The organism is Pseudomonas sp. AC193, assembly GCF_979258075.1.
This window is the reverse complement of sequence record NZ_OZ409832.1, coordinates 3,545,454-3,561,007: the sequence shown is the minus strand read 5'-3', so window position 1 is coordinate 3,561,007 and position 15,554 is coordinate 3,545,454. Positions and strand designations below refer to the sequence as shown.

The following is a 15,554-nucleotide window of genomic DNA, read 5'->3' as shown; positions in this document are numbered from 1 at the left end:
GGAGCTTTTTGCTTGCGGCTTGTAGCTTTATTGCTAAAGAGGATTTTTTGAATGTCGCAGAAATTTGACGTAGTAGTGATCGGTGCTGGCCCTGGTGGCTACGTGGCTGCCATCAAGGCGGCGCAGCTGGGTCTGACCACTGCCTGCATCGAGAAGTACACCGACGCTGAAGGCAAGCAAGCCCTGGGCGGCACCTGCCTGAACGTAGGCTGCATTCCTTCCAAAGCGCTGCTCGACAGCTCCTGGAAATACAAGGAAGCGAAAGAAAGCTTCAACGTTCACGGTATCTCGACCGGCGAAGTCAAAATGGACGTCGCTGCGATGGTTGGCCGCAAGGCTGGCATCGTCAAGAACCTGACCGGCGGCGTTGCCACTCTGTTCAAGGCGAACGGCGTTACTTCGATCCAGGGCCACGGCAAACTGCTGGCTGGCAAGAAAGTCGAAGTCACCAAGCCAGACGGCTCGGTTGAAGTCATCGAAGCTGAAAACGTGATCCTGGCTCCAGGCTCGCGTCCAATCGACATTCCACCGGCTCCGGTTGATCAGAACGTCATCGTCGATTCGACTGGCGCTCTGGAATTCCAAACCGTACCTAAGCGTCTGGGCGTGATCGGCGCTGGCGTGATCGGTCTGGAACTGGGTTCGGTATGGTCGCGTCTGGGTTCGGAAGTGGTTGTCCTCGAAGCACTGGACACCTTCCTGATGGCAGCGGACACCGCTGTTTCCAAGGAAGCGCTGAAAACCCTGACCAAACAAGGTCTGGACATCAAACTGGGCGCTCGCGTGACCGGCTCGAAAGTGAATGGCGACGAAGTCGTTGTGAACTACACCGATGCCAACGGCGAACAGACCATTACTTTCGACAAGCTGATCGTAGCCGTTGGTCGCCGTCCGGTGACCACTGATCTGCTGGCTTCCGACAGCGGCGTGACCCTCGACGAGCGCGGTTTCGTGCACGTTGACGATCACTGCGCGACCACCGTACCGGGCGTTTTCGCCATCGGTGACGTGGTGCGCGGCATGATGCTGGCGCACAAGGCATCGGAAGAAGGCATCATGGTTGTCGAGCGCATCAAGGGCCACAAAGCCCAGATGAACTATGACCTGATCCCTTCGGTTATTTATACTCACCCGGAAATCGCGTGGGTGGGTAAAACCGAGCAGGCCTTGAAAGCTGAAGGCGTTGAAGTTAACGTCGGCACCTTCCCGTTCGCCGCTTCCGGCCGTGCCATGGCCGCCAACGATACCGGTGGTTTCGTCAAGGTCATCGCTGATGCCAAGACTGACCGCGTATTGGGCGTGCACGTGATTGGCCCGAGCGCTGCAGAACTGGTTCAGCAGGGCGCGATCGGTATGGAATTCGGCACCAGCGCTGAAGATCTGGGCATGATGGTTTTCTCCCATCCGACCCTGTCTGAAGCCTTGCACGAAGCTGCTTTGGCGGTGAATGGCGGCGCCATCCACATTGCCAACCGCAAAAAGCGTTAACAGACAATAAGAAACCACGGCGGTAACGGCCCGTCGTGAGCCTTGCGAGCAAGTCTCACCGCGGAATGTCCGCTGGACGCAGTCTTGCGTAGTTGCACCGGGTATCCGGAAAGGCTACGCAAGCAGCAGTCACAGGTGGCGCGGCACTCATATGAGCGCAGCGCCGAATGCGCAGTACCTAACGAAGACGGTAAAAAGCATGAATCTTCACGAGTATCAGGGTAAGCAGCTGTTCGCTGAATACGGCCTGCCAGTTTCCACTGGTTACGCAGTAGACACCCCGGAAGCAGCAGCAGAAGCTTGCGACAAAATCGGCGGCAGTGAGTGGGTTGTCAAAGCCCAGGTCCACGCTGGTGGTCGCGGTAAAGCGGGCGGCGTTAAGCTGGTTCGCAGCAAAGAAGACGCCAAAGCCTTCGCACAGCAGTGGCTGGGCAAGCGTCTGGTGACTTACCAGACTGACGCCAATGGCCAGCCAGTCACCAAGATCCTGGTTGAATCGTGCACTGATATCGCTAAAGAGCTGTACCTGGGCGCTGTCGTTGACCGTTCGAGCCGTCGTATCGTGTTCATGGCTTCCACCGAAGGTGGCGTGGACATCGAGAAAATCGCTCACGACACTCCAGAAAAAATTCTGAAAGCCACTATCGATCCACTGGTTGGCGCTCAGCCATTCCAGGGTCGCGAGCTGGCATTCCAGCTGGGTCTGGAAGGCAAGCAGGTTGCTCAGTTCGCCAAGATCTTCGTAGGTCTGGCCAAGCTGTTCAAGGATCACGACCTGGCTCTGCTGGAAGTGAACCCGCTGGTGATCAAGGCTGATGGCGATCTGCACTGCCTGGACGCCAAGATCAACATCGACGCCAACGCAATGTACCGTCAGCCTAAGCTGAAGACTTTCCACGATCCGTCGCAAGACGATCCGCGCGAAGCGCACGCTGCCAAGTTCGAACTGAACTACGTAGCACTGGAAGGCAACATCGGCTGCATGGTCAACGGTGCTGGCCTGGCCATGGGTACCATGGACATCGTCAACCTGCATGGCGGCAAGCCAGCCAACTTCCTCGACGTAGGTGGTGGCGCTACCAAAGAACGCGTAACTGAAGCGTTCAAGATCATCCTGTCCGACACCAACGTCGCTGCAGTACTGGTCAACATCTTCGGCGGCATCGTTCGCTGCGACATGATTGCCGAAGGCATCATCGGCGCTGTGAAAGAAGTCGGCGTGAAAATCCCGGTTGTTGTTCGCCTTGAAGGCAACAACGCTGAGCTGGGCGCTAAAGTACTGGCAGAAAGCGGTTTGAACATCATCGCTGCTACCAGCCTGACCGACGCTGCTCAACAAGTTGTCAAAGCTGCGGAGGGCAAATAATGAGCGTCCTGATCAATAAAGACACCAAAGTTATCTGCCAGGGTATTACCGGTTCGCAAGGTAGTTTCCACACCCAGCAAGCCATCGAATACGGCACCAAGATGGTTGGTGGCGTTACTCCTGGCAAAGGCGGCACCGAGCACCTGGGTCTGCCAGTGTTCAACACTGTTAAAGACGCAGTAGAAGCCACTGGTGCTACCGCTTCCGTGATCTACGTTCCGGCTCCTTTCTGCAAAGATTCGATCCTGGAAGCGGCATTCGGCGGCATCAAGCTGATCGTTTGCATCACCGAAGGCATTCCTACCCTGGACATGCTGGACGCTAAAGTTAAGTGCGACGAGCTGGGCGTAGTCCTGATCGGCCCTAACTGCCCAGGCGTTATCACTCCGGGCGAGTGCAAGATCGGCATCATGCCAGGTCACATTCACTTGCCAGGCAAGGTCGGTATCGTTTCGCGTTCCGGCACCCTGACCTACGAAGCTGTCAAGCAGACTACTGACGCCGGTTTCGGTCAGTCGACTTGCGTCGGCATCGGTGGTGACCCGATCCCGGGTTCGAACTTCATCGACATCCTGAAGCTGTTCCAGGAAGACCCGAAGACCGAAGCGATCGTGATGATCGGTGAGATCGGCGGTTCGGCTGAAGAAGAAGCGGCTGCCTACATCAAGGCACACGTGACCAAGCCGGTTGTTTCCTACATCGCTGGTGTGACTGCTCCTCCGGGCAAGCGCATGGGCCATGCTGGCGCAATCATCTCTGGCGGCAAAGGCACTGCAGACGAGAAATTCGCTGCACTGCAAGACGCAGGCGTTAAAACCGTGCGTTCGCTGGCAGACATCGGCAAGGCCCTGGCCGAGCTGACCGGTTGGGCTGTCAAGTAAGCCTCGCGCTTAGCTGACGCTCCACCAAACAAAGGCCACCTTCGGGTGGCCTTTGTCGTTTCTGCAATTTGGAAGATCAAAAGATCGCAGCCTTCGGCAGCTCCTACATTGAAATACTTCCATCCTCATGTAGGAGCTGCCGAAGGCTGCGATCTTTTGATCTTTGCCGTACCAACGAAAAATAGATACGTAAACGCGACACAGAAACGTCGCGTATCGGATAGTTCGCCCTCTAACAGTGCGTTTGCAGGCCAAATTCGTTAGGCTAGCAGCCATTTTTGCGTCTGCCGCCCACAAGGCATGCAACGCGCTTTAAGGGTCAGTCCCATACGGATCGACAGCATTTCCCTAATTACACAGGGCAATCCCCCTCTAAATTCCGATTCAGTAGTGTGGTATTACCTTAATGAAAGTTTTGAAAGGTCAGGACATCCTGGCACTTGGCTTTATGACATTTGCCCTGTTCGTTGGGGCCGGCAACATTATCTTCCCGCCTATCGTTGGCCTGCAGGCCGGACCTCACGTCTGGATGGCTGCGCTGGGTTTTCTGATCACCGCAGTGGGTTTGCCGGTGATCACCGTTGTTGCACTGGCCAAGGTCGGTGGATCGATGGATGCGCTGAGCAGCCCGATCGGTAAAGTCGCGGGCGGCATTCTTGCCGCTGCGTGCTATCTGGCCGTCGGCCCGCTGTTTGCCACTCCGCGTACCGCCACCGTGTCCTTCGAAGTCGGTTTGGCGCCGTTGACCGGCGAAAGCCCGCTGGCGCTGTTCCTCTACAGCTCGGTGTACTTCCTGCTGGTGTTCTTCATCTCGCTCTACCCGGGCCGTTTGCTGGACACTGTTGGCCGTTTCCTCGCGCCGCTGAAGATCATCGCGCTGGCCGTGCTCGGTATCGCTGCATTCGCCTTGCCGGCGGGTGACGTCGGCCACGGCACGCCGGAATACGTGGCGGCACCGTTTTCCCAAGGCTTCATCAATGGTTACCTGACCATGGATACCCTTGGCGCGCTGGTGTTCGGCATCGTCATCGTCAACGCGATCCGCTCCCGTGGCGTCGAGTCGCCTAAGTTGATCACCCGTTACGCGATCATCGCCGGTTTGATTGCCGGTGTCGGTCTGGCGCTGGTGTACATCAGCCTGTTCCGTCTGGGTTCCGGCAGCCATGAAGTGGCCGTCGGTGCAACCAACGGCGCGGCGGTCTTGCACGCATACGTGCAACACACCTTCGGTTCGCTGGGTAGCGGCTTCCTCGCGGTACTGATCTCGCTGGCGTGTCTGGTGACGGCAGTAGGTCTGACCTGCGCCTGTGCCGAGTACTTCAGTCGTGTGCTGCCACTGTCGTACAAGACCCTGGTGATCATTCTGGCGGCGTTTTCGCTGCTGGTGTCCAACCTCGGTCTGACCAAGTTGATCGCGTTCTCCATTCCGGTGCTCACCGCGATCTACCCGCCGTGCATCGTGTTGGTGGCGCTGAGCTTCTGCAAAGACTTCTGGCATGAACACGGTCGTATCCTCGGCCCGGTGATGCTGGTGTCGTTCTTGTTCGGCAGCATCGACGCACTGAAAGGCGCTGGTCTGGCTGACTGGATGCCGACGCAGCTGTCGCACCTGCCGCTGAGCGAGCAAGGTCTGGCGTGGTTGGTGCCGTGTGTGATGACTTTGGTGGTTGCAGTGGTTTGCGATCGCCTGCTGGGCAAGCGCAGCGAAGCGGTTGCCTGAGGTTGGCTGACCCGCCATAAGCGGGTCTTCAACGCTTAAACAGAAATGCCCCGTATCAATCGATACGGGGCATTTTTTATGGGCGTCAGGCAGTGTCTTTTTCCCCGATGCAGCGTCGAAGCACTGCACAGCTTTTGGTGGGAGCGGGCTTGCTCGCGAATGCGCCGTGTCATTCAGTATTTAGATATCTGAGAGACCGCTTTCGCGAGCAAGCCCGCTCCCACAATGGGTCCGCATCAACATCACAGGAAAGCGAATGTCGTTCATCCAGGCCAATCTGATCCACTTGCTCGCCGCGTGCTGGTTTGTCATCTGCTGGGGCGGTTACACCCGTTATGCCACGTGGAAGGGCCGCGACACCGCGTGCCTGGCCAGCGTGCTGCACTTGTACCGAGAAGACTGGATGCGCCGCATGCTGTTGCGCGACAACCGCATCGCCGACGCCAGCGTGATCGGCAATCTGGAGCGCAACGCCTCGTTTTTCGCCTCCAGCACGCTGATCATCCTCGCCGGTATTCTCACCGTGCTCGGCGCCTCCGAGCGGGCGGTGTCGTTGCTGGCGGACATCCCGATGGTGCAGCAAGCGTCGCAAGGCATGTCGGAAATCAAATTGCTGTGCCTGGCGATGGTGTTCGTCTACGCCTTCTTTACCTTCAGTTGGTGCATGCGCCAGTACAACTTCGCGGCGGTGCTGGTCGGTTCGGCGCCGATGATCGGCGAGCGTCATGTCTCCGAACAGGAGCGTAAAGCGTTCGCGGCACGGGCGGCGCGGGTGATTTCGATGGCGGCCAACCAGTTCAACTTCGGTCTGCGCTCTTACTACTTCGGCATGACCATGCTCGCGTGGTTCGTCAGCCCGTGGCTGTTCATGTTGTTGAGCACTGGCGTGGTACTGGTCTTGTACCGTCGCGAGTTTCATTCCGACGTTCTCGACGTAATGGTCTATACCCCTACAGAGGCGCCCATTCCCGAGGCGAACAAAGAGGCCGCTTGATGAGTATTCCGTTCTGGTGTGTGTTTATCAGCGCTTTGCTGATTTATGTGGCGCGTATGCCGGTGGCCAAGGCGATGAAAGAGCAGGGCGGTTACAACAACCACTTGCCGCGCCAACAACAGGCGCAACTGACCGGTTACGGCGCGAGGGCGCTGGCGGCGCATCAGAACAGTATCGAAGCGTTCATGTTATTTGCCGTGGGTGTGTTGATGGCGCACACCACGCAAACGGTAGGATGGCTGATCGATACATTGGCGATCATCTTCGTCATCGCCCGCATCGTCTATTTGTGGTTCTACCTAGCTGATCTGCCAGCACTACGTAGCCTGGTCTGGTTCATCGGCTTAGTGTGTTCACTGCTGCTGATGATTAGTCCGACTTTTAGAACTGTCTTGTTTTAAGCGCCATTGCCATTAAATCCCAGACAAAAGAAAACCCGCACTAGGCGGGTTTCCTTTTTCAGCGGTAAAAAGCAGATTATTGCTTTTTAGCAGCTTCGTCTTGCGCGGCAGCGTTCGATTCAGCCTGAGCTTTGGCAGCTTCGGCGTTTTCTTTCGCAGCGTCGTTCACTTTATCCTGAGCTTTGTTCATGTCTTGCTGAGCTTGTTCAGCATGTTGGTTGGCATCTTGAGCTTTGTCCTCGGATTTTTTATCGCAGGCAGCGAGACCGAGGGAAGCGGTCAACATCAAGGCAATAGCAAAAGTCTTACGCATGGGGTGTTTCTCCTTATGGAAAATAACTACTGGCCTTAAGAGCTTTGCGCTACAGGTTAAGTTCCTCATTTGTTTCAGATATATAAGTTTGTTTTGCCACGGAACTTTTGGCCTGTTGGCTACTACTGGCCAATGGCTTTAACGAGAGTAATTATCATATGGCTGAAAACCCCGTTTTTGAGCGCGCGACGCGATTTCTTTCAGCGTTAAGACACTGTCAGGTACTGGGTTTGCGGGTACATGAAGCCTCCAGCGAAGGGCTTACGGTGATCCTGCCTTACAGCTCACGAATTGTCGGAAATCCGCAGACCGGAGTGATCCACGGCGGGGCAATCACCTCGTTGATGGACACCGCTTGCGGGATGTCGACATTGTGCGTGTTGCCGGAATTCGAAGTCTGCCCGACCCTCGATTTGCGCATCGACTATATGCACGCCGCCGAACCGAACAAAGACGTCTATGGCTTCGCCCAGTGCTACCGGGTGACCACTGACGTGATCTTTGCTCGCGGTTTCGCCTACCAGGACGATCCTGCACAACCCATCGCCCACGTCGTCGGCACTTTTATGCGCATGGGCAAGGGTTTGAAAGGCACCAAAGACTTCGGCGGCGTGATCAAGGGAGCAGGGCAATGAGCGATGATCTGAAACAGCAGCTGCAACTCGCTCACGCTCAAGGTGATTACGCGCCACTGTTGAAGCTGATTCCCTACGCGGGTTTGATCGGCGTCGAATGTTCGCGGGTCGGCGATGAACTGCTGTTCAAGTTGCCAGCGAACAAGGACAACATTGGTAACCCTTTACTGCCCGCGATCCACGGCGGCGTGATTGCCGGGTTCATGGAACTGGCTGCGGCGCTGCACCTGTTGATCTTCACCGAAGCACCGGGCGTGCCGAAGATTATCGATTTCTCCCTCGATTACCTGCGCGCCGGGCAATTCCGCGACACGTGGGCCAAATGTCAGGTGTGCCGGCAGGGGCGTCGCGTCGCCAATGTCGCAATCACGGCGTGGCAAAGCACCGAAGGCGAGCCGATTGCCACCGCTCGCGCGCACTTCAAAATTGATGAGCCCTTGAAATCCTGAACAGCGCCCCAAACTCACAAGACAACCCGCCGTCGACCATTTCGGGTCGCGGCCACTGCCATCTGATTGGAGTTTGATGACCATGAGTGTGGAAACTCAAAAGGAAACCCTGGGCTTCCAGACCGAGGTGAAGCAACTGCTGCACCTCATGATCCATTCGCTGTATTCCAACAAGGAAATTTTCCTTCGCGAATTGACCTCGAACGCCTCTGACGCTGTCGACAAGCTGCGCTTCGAAGCCCTGGCCAAGCCAGAGTTGCTCGAAGGTGGCGCTGATCTGAAAATCCGTGTGAGCTTCGACAAAGACGCCAAGACCGTCACCCTCGAAGACAACGGTATCGGCATGAACCGTGACGATGTGATCACCCACCTGGGTACCATCGCCAAATCCGGCACTGCCGATTTCATGAAAAACCTTTCCGGCGATCAGAAGAAGGATTCGCACCTGATCGGTCAGTTCGGTGTCGGTTTCTACTCCGCGTTCATCGTTGCCGACCAGGTTGACGTGTACTCCCGTCGCGCCGGCACTCCAGCCAGCGAAGGCGTGCACTGGTCGTCGAAAGGCGAGGGCGAGTTCGAAGTTGCGAACATCGACAAGCCAGAGCGCGGCACCCGTATCGTTCTGCACCTCAAAGCTGCTGAAGACGAATTCGCCGATGGCTGGCGTCTGCGCAACATCATCAAGAAGTACTCCGATCACATCGCGCTGCCAATCGAGCTGCCGAAAGAAGTGGCACCTGCTGAAGGTGAGGAAACACCAGCGGCCGAGTGGGAAACCGTCAACCGCGCCAGCGCCCTGTGGACTCGCCCTCGCACTGAAGTGAAGGACGAGGAATACCAGGAGTTCTACAAACACATCGCTCACGACTTTGAAAACCCGCTGGCCTGGAGCCACAACAAAGTCGAAGGCAAGCTCGAATACAGCTCGCTGTTGTATGTGCCGGCCCGCGCACCGTTCGACCTGTACCAGCGTGAAGCGCCGAAAGGCCTGAAGTTGTACGTGCAACGCGTGTTTGTCATGGATCAGGCCGAGTCGTTCCTGCCGCTGTACCTGCGCTTCATCAAAGGCGTGGTCGATTCCAACGACCTGTCGCTGAACGTGTCGCGTGAGATCCTGCAGAAAGACCCGATCATCGATTCGATGAAAACTGCGCTGACCAAGCGCGTGCTGGACATGCTGGAAAAACTGGCGAAAAACGAGCCTGAGCAATACAAAGGCTTCTGGAAGAACTTCGGTCAGGTCATGAAAGAAGGCCCGGCAGAAGACTTCGCCAACAAAGAGAAAATTGCCGGTCTGCTGCGTTTCGCATCGACCAACGGCGACGACGGCGAGCAGATCGTCGGTCTGGCCGACTACCTGGCCCGCGCCAAGGAAGGTCAGGACAAGATCTACTACCTCACCGGCGAAACCTACGCGCAGGTCAAGAACAGCCCGCACCTGGAAGTCTTCCGCAAGAAAGGCATCGAAGTGTTGCTGCTGACCGACCGCATCGACGAGTGGTTGATGAGCTACCTCAGCGAGTTCGACGGCAAGACGTTTGTTGACGTGGCACGCGGTGACCTCGATCTGGGAAATCTGGACTCGGAAGAGGACAAGAAAGCTGCAGAAGAAGTCGCCAAGTCCAAAGAAGGTCTTGTTGAGCGTCTGAAAACCGCGCTGGGCGATTCCGTGGCGGAAGTCCGGGTATCCCATCGTCTGACTGATTCGCCGGCCATTCTGGCCATCGGCGAGCAGGATCTGGGTCTGCAAATGCGTCAGATCCTCGAAGCCAGCGGTCAGAAGGTTCCGGATTCGAAGCCGATCTTCGAATTCAACCCAAGCCACCCGCTGATCGAGAAACTCGATGGCGAGCAGAGCGAAGAGCGTTTTGGCGACCTGTCGCACATCCTCTTCGATCAGGCAGCCCTGGCTGCCGGCGACAGCTTGAAGGATCCGGCCGCTTATGTGCGCCGTCTGAACAAGCTGCTGGTTGAGCTGTCGGTTTAACCAAGTCGTAGAAAAACCCGCTTCGGCGGGTTTTTTCATTCTGGTGTTTAGCAAATCAGGAGTCAGAAATGAGCCAAGTCACAGTACGTTCCGTGGTCTATCAGATTGACGGCCAGCCTTATGAAGGTCGTCTGGCGTTCGACGCCGAGCACAAAGGCGCGCGTCCGGGTTTGTTGATGGCGCCGAACTGGATGGGCGTCAACGCGGGCGCGGAAGAAATCGCCAAGTCGGTGGCGGCCAAGGGCTACGTGGTGTTGATTGCTGACGTCTATGGTCAGGCCGTGCGTCCACAGAACGCTGATCAGGCGGGTGCGGCGATGATGCCGTTGAAGAATGATCGCGCACTGCTGCGTACGCGGATGCAGGCGGCGTTCGAGCAGTTGCAGAAGCAGGGCGAGGCGGCGGTTGATACCTCGAAACTGGCGGTGTTCGGTTTCTGCTTTGGCGGTTGCTGTGCACTGGATCTGGCGCGCACCGGTGCGCCGGTGAAAGCGGCGGTGTCGTTCCATGGCACGCTCGATTCGCCGAACCCGGCGGATGCGCAGAACATCAAAGGCTCGGTGCTAGTGCTGCACGGTGCTTCCGACCCGTTGGTGCCGAAGGAACAATTGCCGGCGTTTGAAGATGAGATGAACGCGGCGAATGTCGATTGGCAGTTGCTCAGCTACGGCGGTGCGGTGCACTCGTTTACTGACCCGCATGCGAACGTGCCGGGCAAGATGATGTACGACGAGAAAACGGCCAAGCGCGCGTTCAAGTCGATGCATGATTTGCTGGATGAAGTGTTCAAAGGCTGATTATTCGGCGTCTGCACTGGCCTCTTCGCGAGCAAGCCCGCTCCCACATGAAATTTGTGGTGGATTTAAAAACTCACAAACACCACCGATCCAATGTGGGAGCGGGCTTGCTCGCGAAGGCTGCTCATCAGGCGGTACAAATCTCAGGGTAATTCAATCCGTTCGACTTCCCCCGGCACCGTCGGCCAATCCCCGGCCGCCCATTTACGCCGCGCTTGATCAATCGCCGCCGGATCGCTCGCGACAAAATTCCAGTTGATCCGCCGAGGCCCGTCCAGTGGCGCGCCGCCAAACACCACGGCGTGCACATCACTCTCGGCAAACAAACTCATCTCTTCCCCCGCCGGCAACACCACCAACGCATGCGGCTCAATCGCTTCGCCGTTCAACTGCGCATCACCACGCAGCACATACACCGCCCGTTCTTCATGCTCGGTCGGAATCAGCAGTGTGGTCGCCGTTTGCATCTGCACTTCGGCATACAACGTAGGAGAAAGCACCGGCACCGGTGATTCCAGGCAAAAGCCTGACCCGGCAATCATGCGAATCTGCACACCAAGGTTATCGCTGACCGGCAACGTCGCCGCGGGGTGATGGCTGTAATGCCCCGGGCCTTGTTCGTGATCCTTGGGCGAGGCTAGCCAGATCTGCAAACCGTGCATCGTGAAGCTCTGTTCCCACAACGGCTCCGGCGTGCGCTCAACGTGAGCGATTGCGCTGCCGGCGGTCATCCAGCTGACATCGCCGGCGCTGACCACCTGGTCGGAGCCGAGGCTGTCCTTGTGCTGGATCTGCCCCTGGAACAGGTAGGTGAGGGTCGACAGACCGATGTGCGGGTGCTGTCGGATGTTCATGCCTTTGCCCGTCGGATAAACCGTCTCGAGCATGTGATCAAAAAACACGAAAGGCCCGACGCTGCGGCATTTGGCTGACGGCAACGGGCGCAGAATCGGCTGGCCTTCGACGTCTTCGGCGCGCGGGCGGATGATCAGAGGTTGCGTGTCCATGGTGCATTCCAGGCTGAGCGGGTGATGCCAGAAGCATAACCCGCCGCTGGCATCAGGAGGATTACTGGCTGTCGAAGCCTTGTGGTGCGTGGGTTTCGATGGTGACGTCGCTGGTGGTCATCAGCTTGTGAATCGGGCAGCGGTCGGCGACGCGCAGCAGTTCTTCACGTTGAGCATCGGTGAGCACGCCTTTGAGGGTGAGGGTGACGTGCAGGACGTATTTGCCTTTCTGCTCTTCGCTGTTGTCGCGTTTGACGTCGACGCCCACACCGGTCAGCGGGATGTCTTTCTTTTTTGCGTACATTTTCAGGGTCAGGGCTTTGCAGGCGCCCAGCGCAGCGTCGAAATAATCGTGCGGCTCTGGCGCCGTGCCTTCACCGCCGGCAGCAGCCGGGACGTCGGTGAACAATTCGAGATCATCGATTTTTACGGAGTGACGGAAACCTTCGGCAGAGACGGTATTGACGGTGATGGTCATGTGAACCTCGCTATCGGTGGGAAATAGTACTTCGATCAAAAAGGATCTTGCAGTTATAGAGCATTGTCGCCGCTGAACGTTTCACTTTCCGGCTGGCTGAACCCCGGTGGCTGCGCTGGGGTCTAGTCTGTGCCTACCTGCCGGAGATTACTTGTGTCCTTGTTTCGTTTGAGTCTTGCCAGCCTGTTGCTGATTGCCGGTGCCGTCCACGCGCGGGATTACACCTACAGCGATGCGCACCTGCATTACGTGGATTTTTTCCAGGAAACCGCTGGCATGCCGAAATTGCTGACAGCGATGAAAGACAATTCCGTCGAGCACGTGATGATTTCCGGCATTCCGGTGGCGAAGAAATGGCACGAAGATGAACCGAAACGTCCACGCTATTACGCCGGTGATGACGCCGATGCCTATTGGTACAGCGCCACTGATGTGATCGTCGCCGATGCCGTGCAAAAACTGCCTGCTGAGCAGCGGCCGTACTTTCATCCGTTCCTCTCCGGCTTCAATCCGAACGACAAGAACTCCGCCGCGCACATTCAGCGCATGCTCGATCTGTACCCGGGGCTGTGGCAGGGCATTGGCGAAGTGTTTACCCGTCATGATGACCTGACGGCGCTGACCTCCGGCGACACCCCGCGCGCCAACAATGAGGCGATGACCAAGATCTATCACTTGGCCGCCGAGAACGATTTGCCGGTGATGTTGCACTCGAACATCACCTCCAAGCGTGAGAAAAATCCGCTTTATCTGTCGGAAGTCGAAGAGCCGCTGCGCAACCATCCGCACACCCGGTTTATCTGGGCGCACGCCGGCACCAGCGCCGAGATTCATCGGCATCAGACACAGATGGATTTCTTGCTGCCAACGCTGACGCGCATGCTGGAGGCCTATCCGAATCTGTACATCGACCTGTCGTGGAGCATGCTCACCCCGTATCTGCTGGATGAGCAAGGCAAGCCGCGCAAAGAGTGGCTGGCGCTGGTCGAGCGCTACCCTGAGCGCTTCATGCTGGGCTCGGACGTCGTAGGTCGATTCAACAAGCTGGGTAAGGAAATGCACAGCTTCAATCCGTTCCTCGACGCATTGCCTACAGAGGTCGCGCATAAAGTCGCGCGGGATAACTTCCTGGCGATCTTGCCGAAAACTTCGCCCAAGTCAGGTATTGATCGCTGAAACGTTATTGCCAAGTGTTCGAAGTATTAAGGCGTTTTGATATCACCATTTCGTCTTACGCAAATTCGCAAAGGTCCGATACCTTCTGAAACAACCAGCTGCAGGGTTGATGCAGCGCTTTTGGAAGGAACCAGAGCAATGAGTATCCGTAGTCTCAATATTGCCCCGCGCGCTGGCCTGGGTTTTGGCCTGTTGGCGCTGATGGTGTTTGCCCTTGGGGCGTTCGCCCTGCTGCAAATGGCGAACATGCGTGCGCAATCCGACGAGGTCGATAACAACTGGCTGCCCAGTGTGATGGCGGTCGGCGAGATGAGTCAGGACATGCTGCGCCTGCGTGCGCTGACCATGCGCCTGCTGCTCAATCGCGATCCGCAGGCGCTTGAGCAGAACGTCGCCAAGCTCAATGAGCTGCGCGGCGTGCTCAGCGAAGCCCAGCAAACTTATGACGTGCTGATTGTTCTGCCGGAGGAGCGCGCGTTGTTTGATCGCTTCAAGGTCGCCGAACACAAATACCTGGAATATCAGGCGCAAGTCATGCAGCTGTCCGCGCAGAACCGCGTGGAAGACGCGGCGAGCATTCTCAACGGCCAGATGAGTCCATTGGCCGATGAAATCGCAGTCATTCTGCGCGAGCTGGTCGAGCTGAATAAGCACAACGCCAATCTCGCCACCGAGGCCGCTCGGCTGGTGTTCACCAATTCGCGGGTGTGGGTCGGGGTGATGATCGGCATTACCGCGCTGATCACCATCGGTCTCGCGGTGATGCTGACACGCAGCATCGTGCTGCCGCTGGCGCAATCGCTTGGAGTGGCGGAAGTGGTCGCTGCTGGCGACCTGACCGGCGACATCACTGTCAGCGGCAAGGATGAACCGGCGCGGCTGCTGCAAGCGTTGCAAAGCATGCAGCACAACTTGCGCGACACGATCCGGCGAATTTCCGAATCCTCCAGCCAACTCGCCTCGGCCTCGGAAGAGCTGAGCTGCGTCACGGAAGACGCTACGCGCGGGTTGCATCAGCAGAGTCTGGAAATCGAACAGGCGGCGACGGCGGTGAATCAGATGACGGCAGCGGTTGAGGAGGTTGCCAGCAATGCGGTGGCGACGTCCGAAGCTTCGCGTGAATCGGATCGCATTGCTCAGCATGGACGTGAACAGGTGCAGCAGACCGTGTCATCGATTGAGTTTCTCGCTGAAGACGTGACCAACAATGCCACGCAGGTCGAGAATCTGGCGGACAAGGTGCATGGCATCAGCAAGGTGCTGGACGTGATTCGCTCGATTGCCGAGCAGACCAATTTGCTCGCGCTGAACGCGGCGATTGAAGCAGCGCGGGCCGGTGATGCCGGGCGAGGGTTTGCGGTGGTGGCGGATGAAGTACGAGCACTGGCGCATCGCACGCAGCAATCGACGCACGAGATCGAGCAGATGATCAGCGGGATTCAGCAAGGCACCGATTCGGCGGTTAATTCGATGCAGCAGAGTAATGTCCGGGCGCGATCGACACTGGAGCTGGCGAAAGCTGCCGGGGTAGCGCTGGAGGAGATTGCCTCGGCGTTTACGCTGATCAACGAACGCAATCTGGTCATCGCCAGTGCGTCGGAGGAGCAGGCGGCGGTGGCGCGGGAGGTGGATCGTAATCTGATGAATATCCGTGATCTGGCGATGCAGACCTCGGCGGGGGCGAATCAGACGAGCGCGGCGAGTCAGGAGTTGTCGCGGTTGGCAGTGGATTTGAACAGCATGGTGGCGAAGTTTTCTGTCTGAATGTGGGGTGAGTCTGGGGTTGCCCTCACCCTAACCCTCTCCCAGAGGGAGAGGGGACTGACCGTGGGATGTTGGAGAGTTACACCGACTTGATCTTG

15 protein-coding genes and 1 pseudogene are annotated in these 15,554 nt (G+C 57.4%); 13 read left to right on the top strand and 3 right to left on the bottom strand.

What is annotated here, in order from left to right; genetic code table 11:
• The first annotated feature begins 51 nt into the window (after positions 1-51).
• From lpdA to ACZZ0D_RS16000, 6 genes are all read left to right on the top strand, one after another.
• Positions 52-1,488, top strand: coding sequence for a dihydrolipoyl dehydrogenase (gene lpdA / locus ACZZ0D_RS16025; protein WP_053118492.1), 1,437 nt, complete (start codon positions 52-54; stop codon positions 1,486-1,488).
• 199 nt (positions 1,489-1,687) lie between these two features.
• Positions 1,688-2,854 carry an ADP-forming succinate--CoA ligase subunit beta gene (gene sucC / locus ACZZ0D_RS16020; RefSeq protein ID WP_007919879.1) on the top strand — a complete coding sequence of 389 codons (1,167 nt, stop codon included), beginning with the start codon at positions 1,688-1,690 and terminating at the stop codon, positions 2,852-2,854.
• On the top strand, positions 2,854-3,735 hold the full coding sequence (sucD, locus tag ACZZ0D_RS16015; RefSeq protein ID WP_008082972.1) for a succinate--CoA ligase subunit alpha: 882 nt from the start codon (positions 2,854-2,856) through the stop codon (positions 3,733-3,735). Before sucC ends, sucD begins: the two co-directional genes overlap by 1 nt.
• 406 nt (positions 3,736-4,141) lie before the next feature.
• The gene (gene brnQ / locus ACZZ0D_RS16010; RefSeq protein WP_053118494.1) at positions 4,142-5,455 is read left to right on the top strand and encodes a branched-chain amino acid transport system II carrier protein; all 1,314 of its coding nucleotides are present in this window, start codon (positions 4,142-4,144) and stop codon (positions 5,453-5,455) included.
• A gap of 256 nt (positions 5,456-5,711) precedes the next feature.
• A complete protein-coding gene (locus ACZZ0D_RS16005; protein ID WP_159815062.1) occupies positions 5,712-6,449 on the top strand; it encodes a DUF599 domain-containing protein in 738 nt (245 codons plus the stop codon).
• A complete protein-coding gene (locus tag ACZZ0D_RS16000; protein WP_463553757.1) occupies positions 6,449-6,850 on the top strand; it encodes an MAPEG family protein in 402 nt (133 codons plus the stop codon). The genes ACZZ0D_RS16005 and ACZZ0D_RS16000 overlap by 1 nt, the downstream gene beginning before the upstream one ends.
• A gap of 76 nt (positions 6,851-6,926) precedes the next feature.
• Here ACZZ0D_RS16000 and ACZZ0D_RS15995 read toward each other — a convergent pair whose 3' ends face one another.
• Positions 6,927-7,163: a hypothetical protein gene (locus ACZZ0D_RS15995; RefSeq protein ID WP_053118505.1), complete on the bottom strand. Its 237-nt coding sequence runs from the start codon at positions 7,161-7,163 to the stop codon at positions 6,927-6,929.
• A 158-nt stretch (positions 7,164-7,321) separates the two neighbouring features.
• Between ACZZ0D_RS15995 and ACZZ0D_RS15990 the strand changes: the two genes are divergently transcribed.
• From ACZZ0D_RS15990 to ACZZ0D_RS15975, 4 genes are all read left to right on the top strand, one after another.
• Positions 7,322-7,798, top strand: coding sequence for a PaaI family thioesterase (locus ACZZ0D_RS15990; RefSeq protein WP_463553756.1), 477 nt, complete (start codon positions 7,322-7,324; stop codon positions 7,796-7,798).
• On the top strand, positions 7,795-8,247 hold the full coding sequence (locus ACZZ0D_RS15985) for a PaaI family thioesterase (RefSeq protein ID WP_053118509.1): 453 nt from the start codon (positions 7,795-7,797) through the stop codon (positions 8,245-8,247). The genes ACZZ0D_RS15990 and ACZZ0D_RS15985 overlap by 4 nt, the downstream gene beginning before the upstream one ends.
• 82 nt (positions 8,248-8,329) lie before the next feature.
• On the top strand, positions 8,330-10,234 hold the full coding sequence (gene htpG / locus ACZZ0D_RS15980; RefSeq protein ID WP_463553755.1) for a molecular chaperone HtpG: 1,905 nt from the start codon (positions 8,330-8,332) through the stop codon (positions 10,232-10,234).
• Between the two features lie 68 nt (positions 10,235-10,302).
• Positions 10,303-11,031: a dienelactone hydrolase family protein gene (locus ACZZ0D_RS15975; protein WP_463553754.1), complete on the top strand. Its 729-nt coding sequence runs from the start codon at positions 10,303-10,305 to the stop codon at positions 11,029-11,031.
• A gap of 143 nt (positions 11,032-11,174) precedes the next feature.
• Here the strand turns inward: ACZZ0D_RS15975 and ACZZ0D_RS15970 are convergent, their stop codons facing one another.
• Positions 11,175-12,038: a pirin family protein gene (locus ACZZ0D_RS15970; protein WP_463553753.1), complete on the bottom strand. Its 864-nt coding sequence runs from the start codon at positions 12,036-12,038 to the stop codon at positions 11,175-11,177.
• A gap of 61 nt (positions 12,039-12,099) precedes the next feature.
• Positions 12,100-12,516, bottom strand: coding sequence for an OsmC family protein (locus ACZZ0D_RS15965; RefSeq protein WP_053118518.1), 417 nt, complete (start codon positions 12,514-12,516; stop codon positions 12,100-12,102).
• Positions 12,517-12,645: 129 nt separating this feature from the next.
• Between ACZZ0D_RS15965 and ACZZ0D_RS15960 the strand changes: the two genes are divergently transcribed.
• The 3 genes and pseudogenes from ACZZ0D_RS15960 (at position 12,646) to ACZZ0D_RS15950 (ending at position 15,456) form a co-directional block, all read left to right on the top strand.
• Positions 12,646-13,692 (top strand): amidohydrolase family protein, encoded by a 1,047-nt coding sequence (locus ACZZ0D_RS15960; RefSeq protein ID WP_463553752.1) that lies wholly within the window; start codon positions 12,646-12,648, stop codon positions 13,690-13,692.
• Between the two features lie 138 nt (positions 13,693-13,830).
• A pseudogene (locus ACZZ0D_RS15955) lies at positions 13,831-14,358 on the top strand (MCP four helix bundle domain-containing protein); the annotation flags it as partial.
• A 54-nt stretch (positions 14,359-14,412) separates the two neighbouring features.
• The gene (locus ACZZ0D_RS15950) at positions 14,413-15,456 is read left to right on the top strand and encodes a methyl-accepting chemotaxis protein (RefSeq protein WP_463554814.1); all 1,044 of its coding nucleotides are present in this window, start codon (positions 14,413-14,415) and stop codon (positions 15,454-15,456) included.
• Positions 15,457-15,554: the final 98 nt, after the last annotated feature.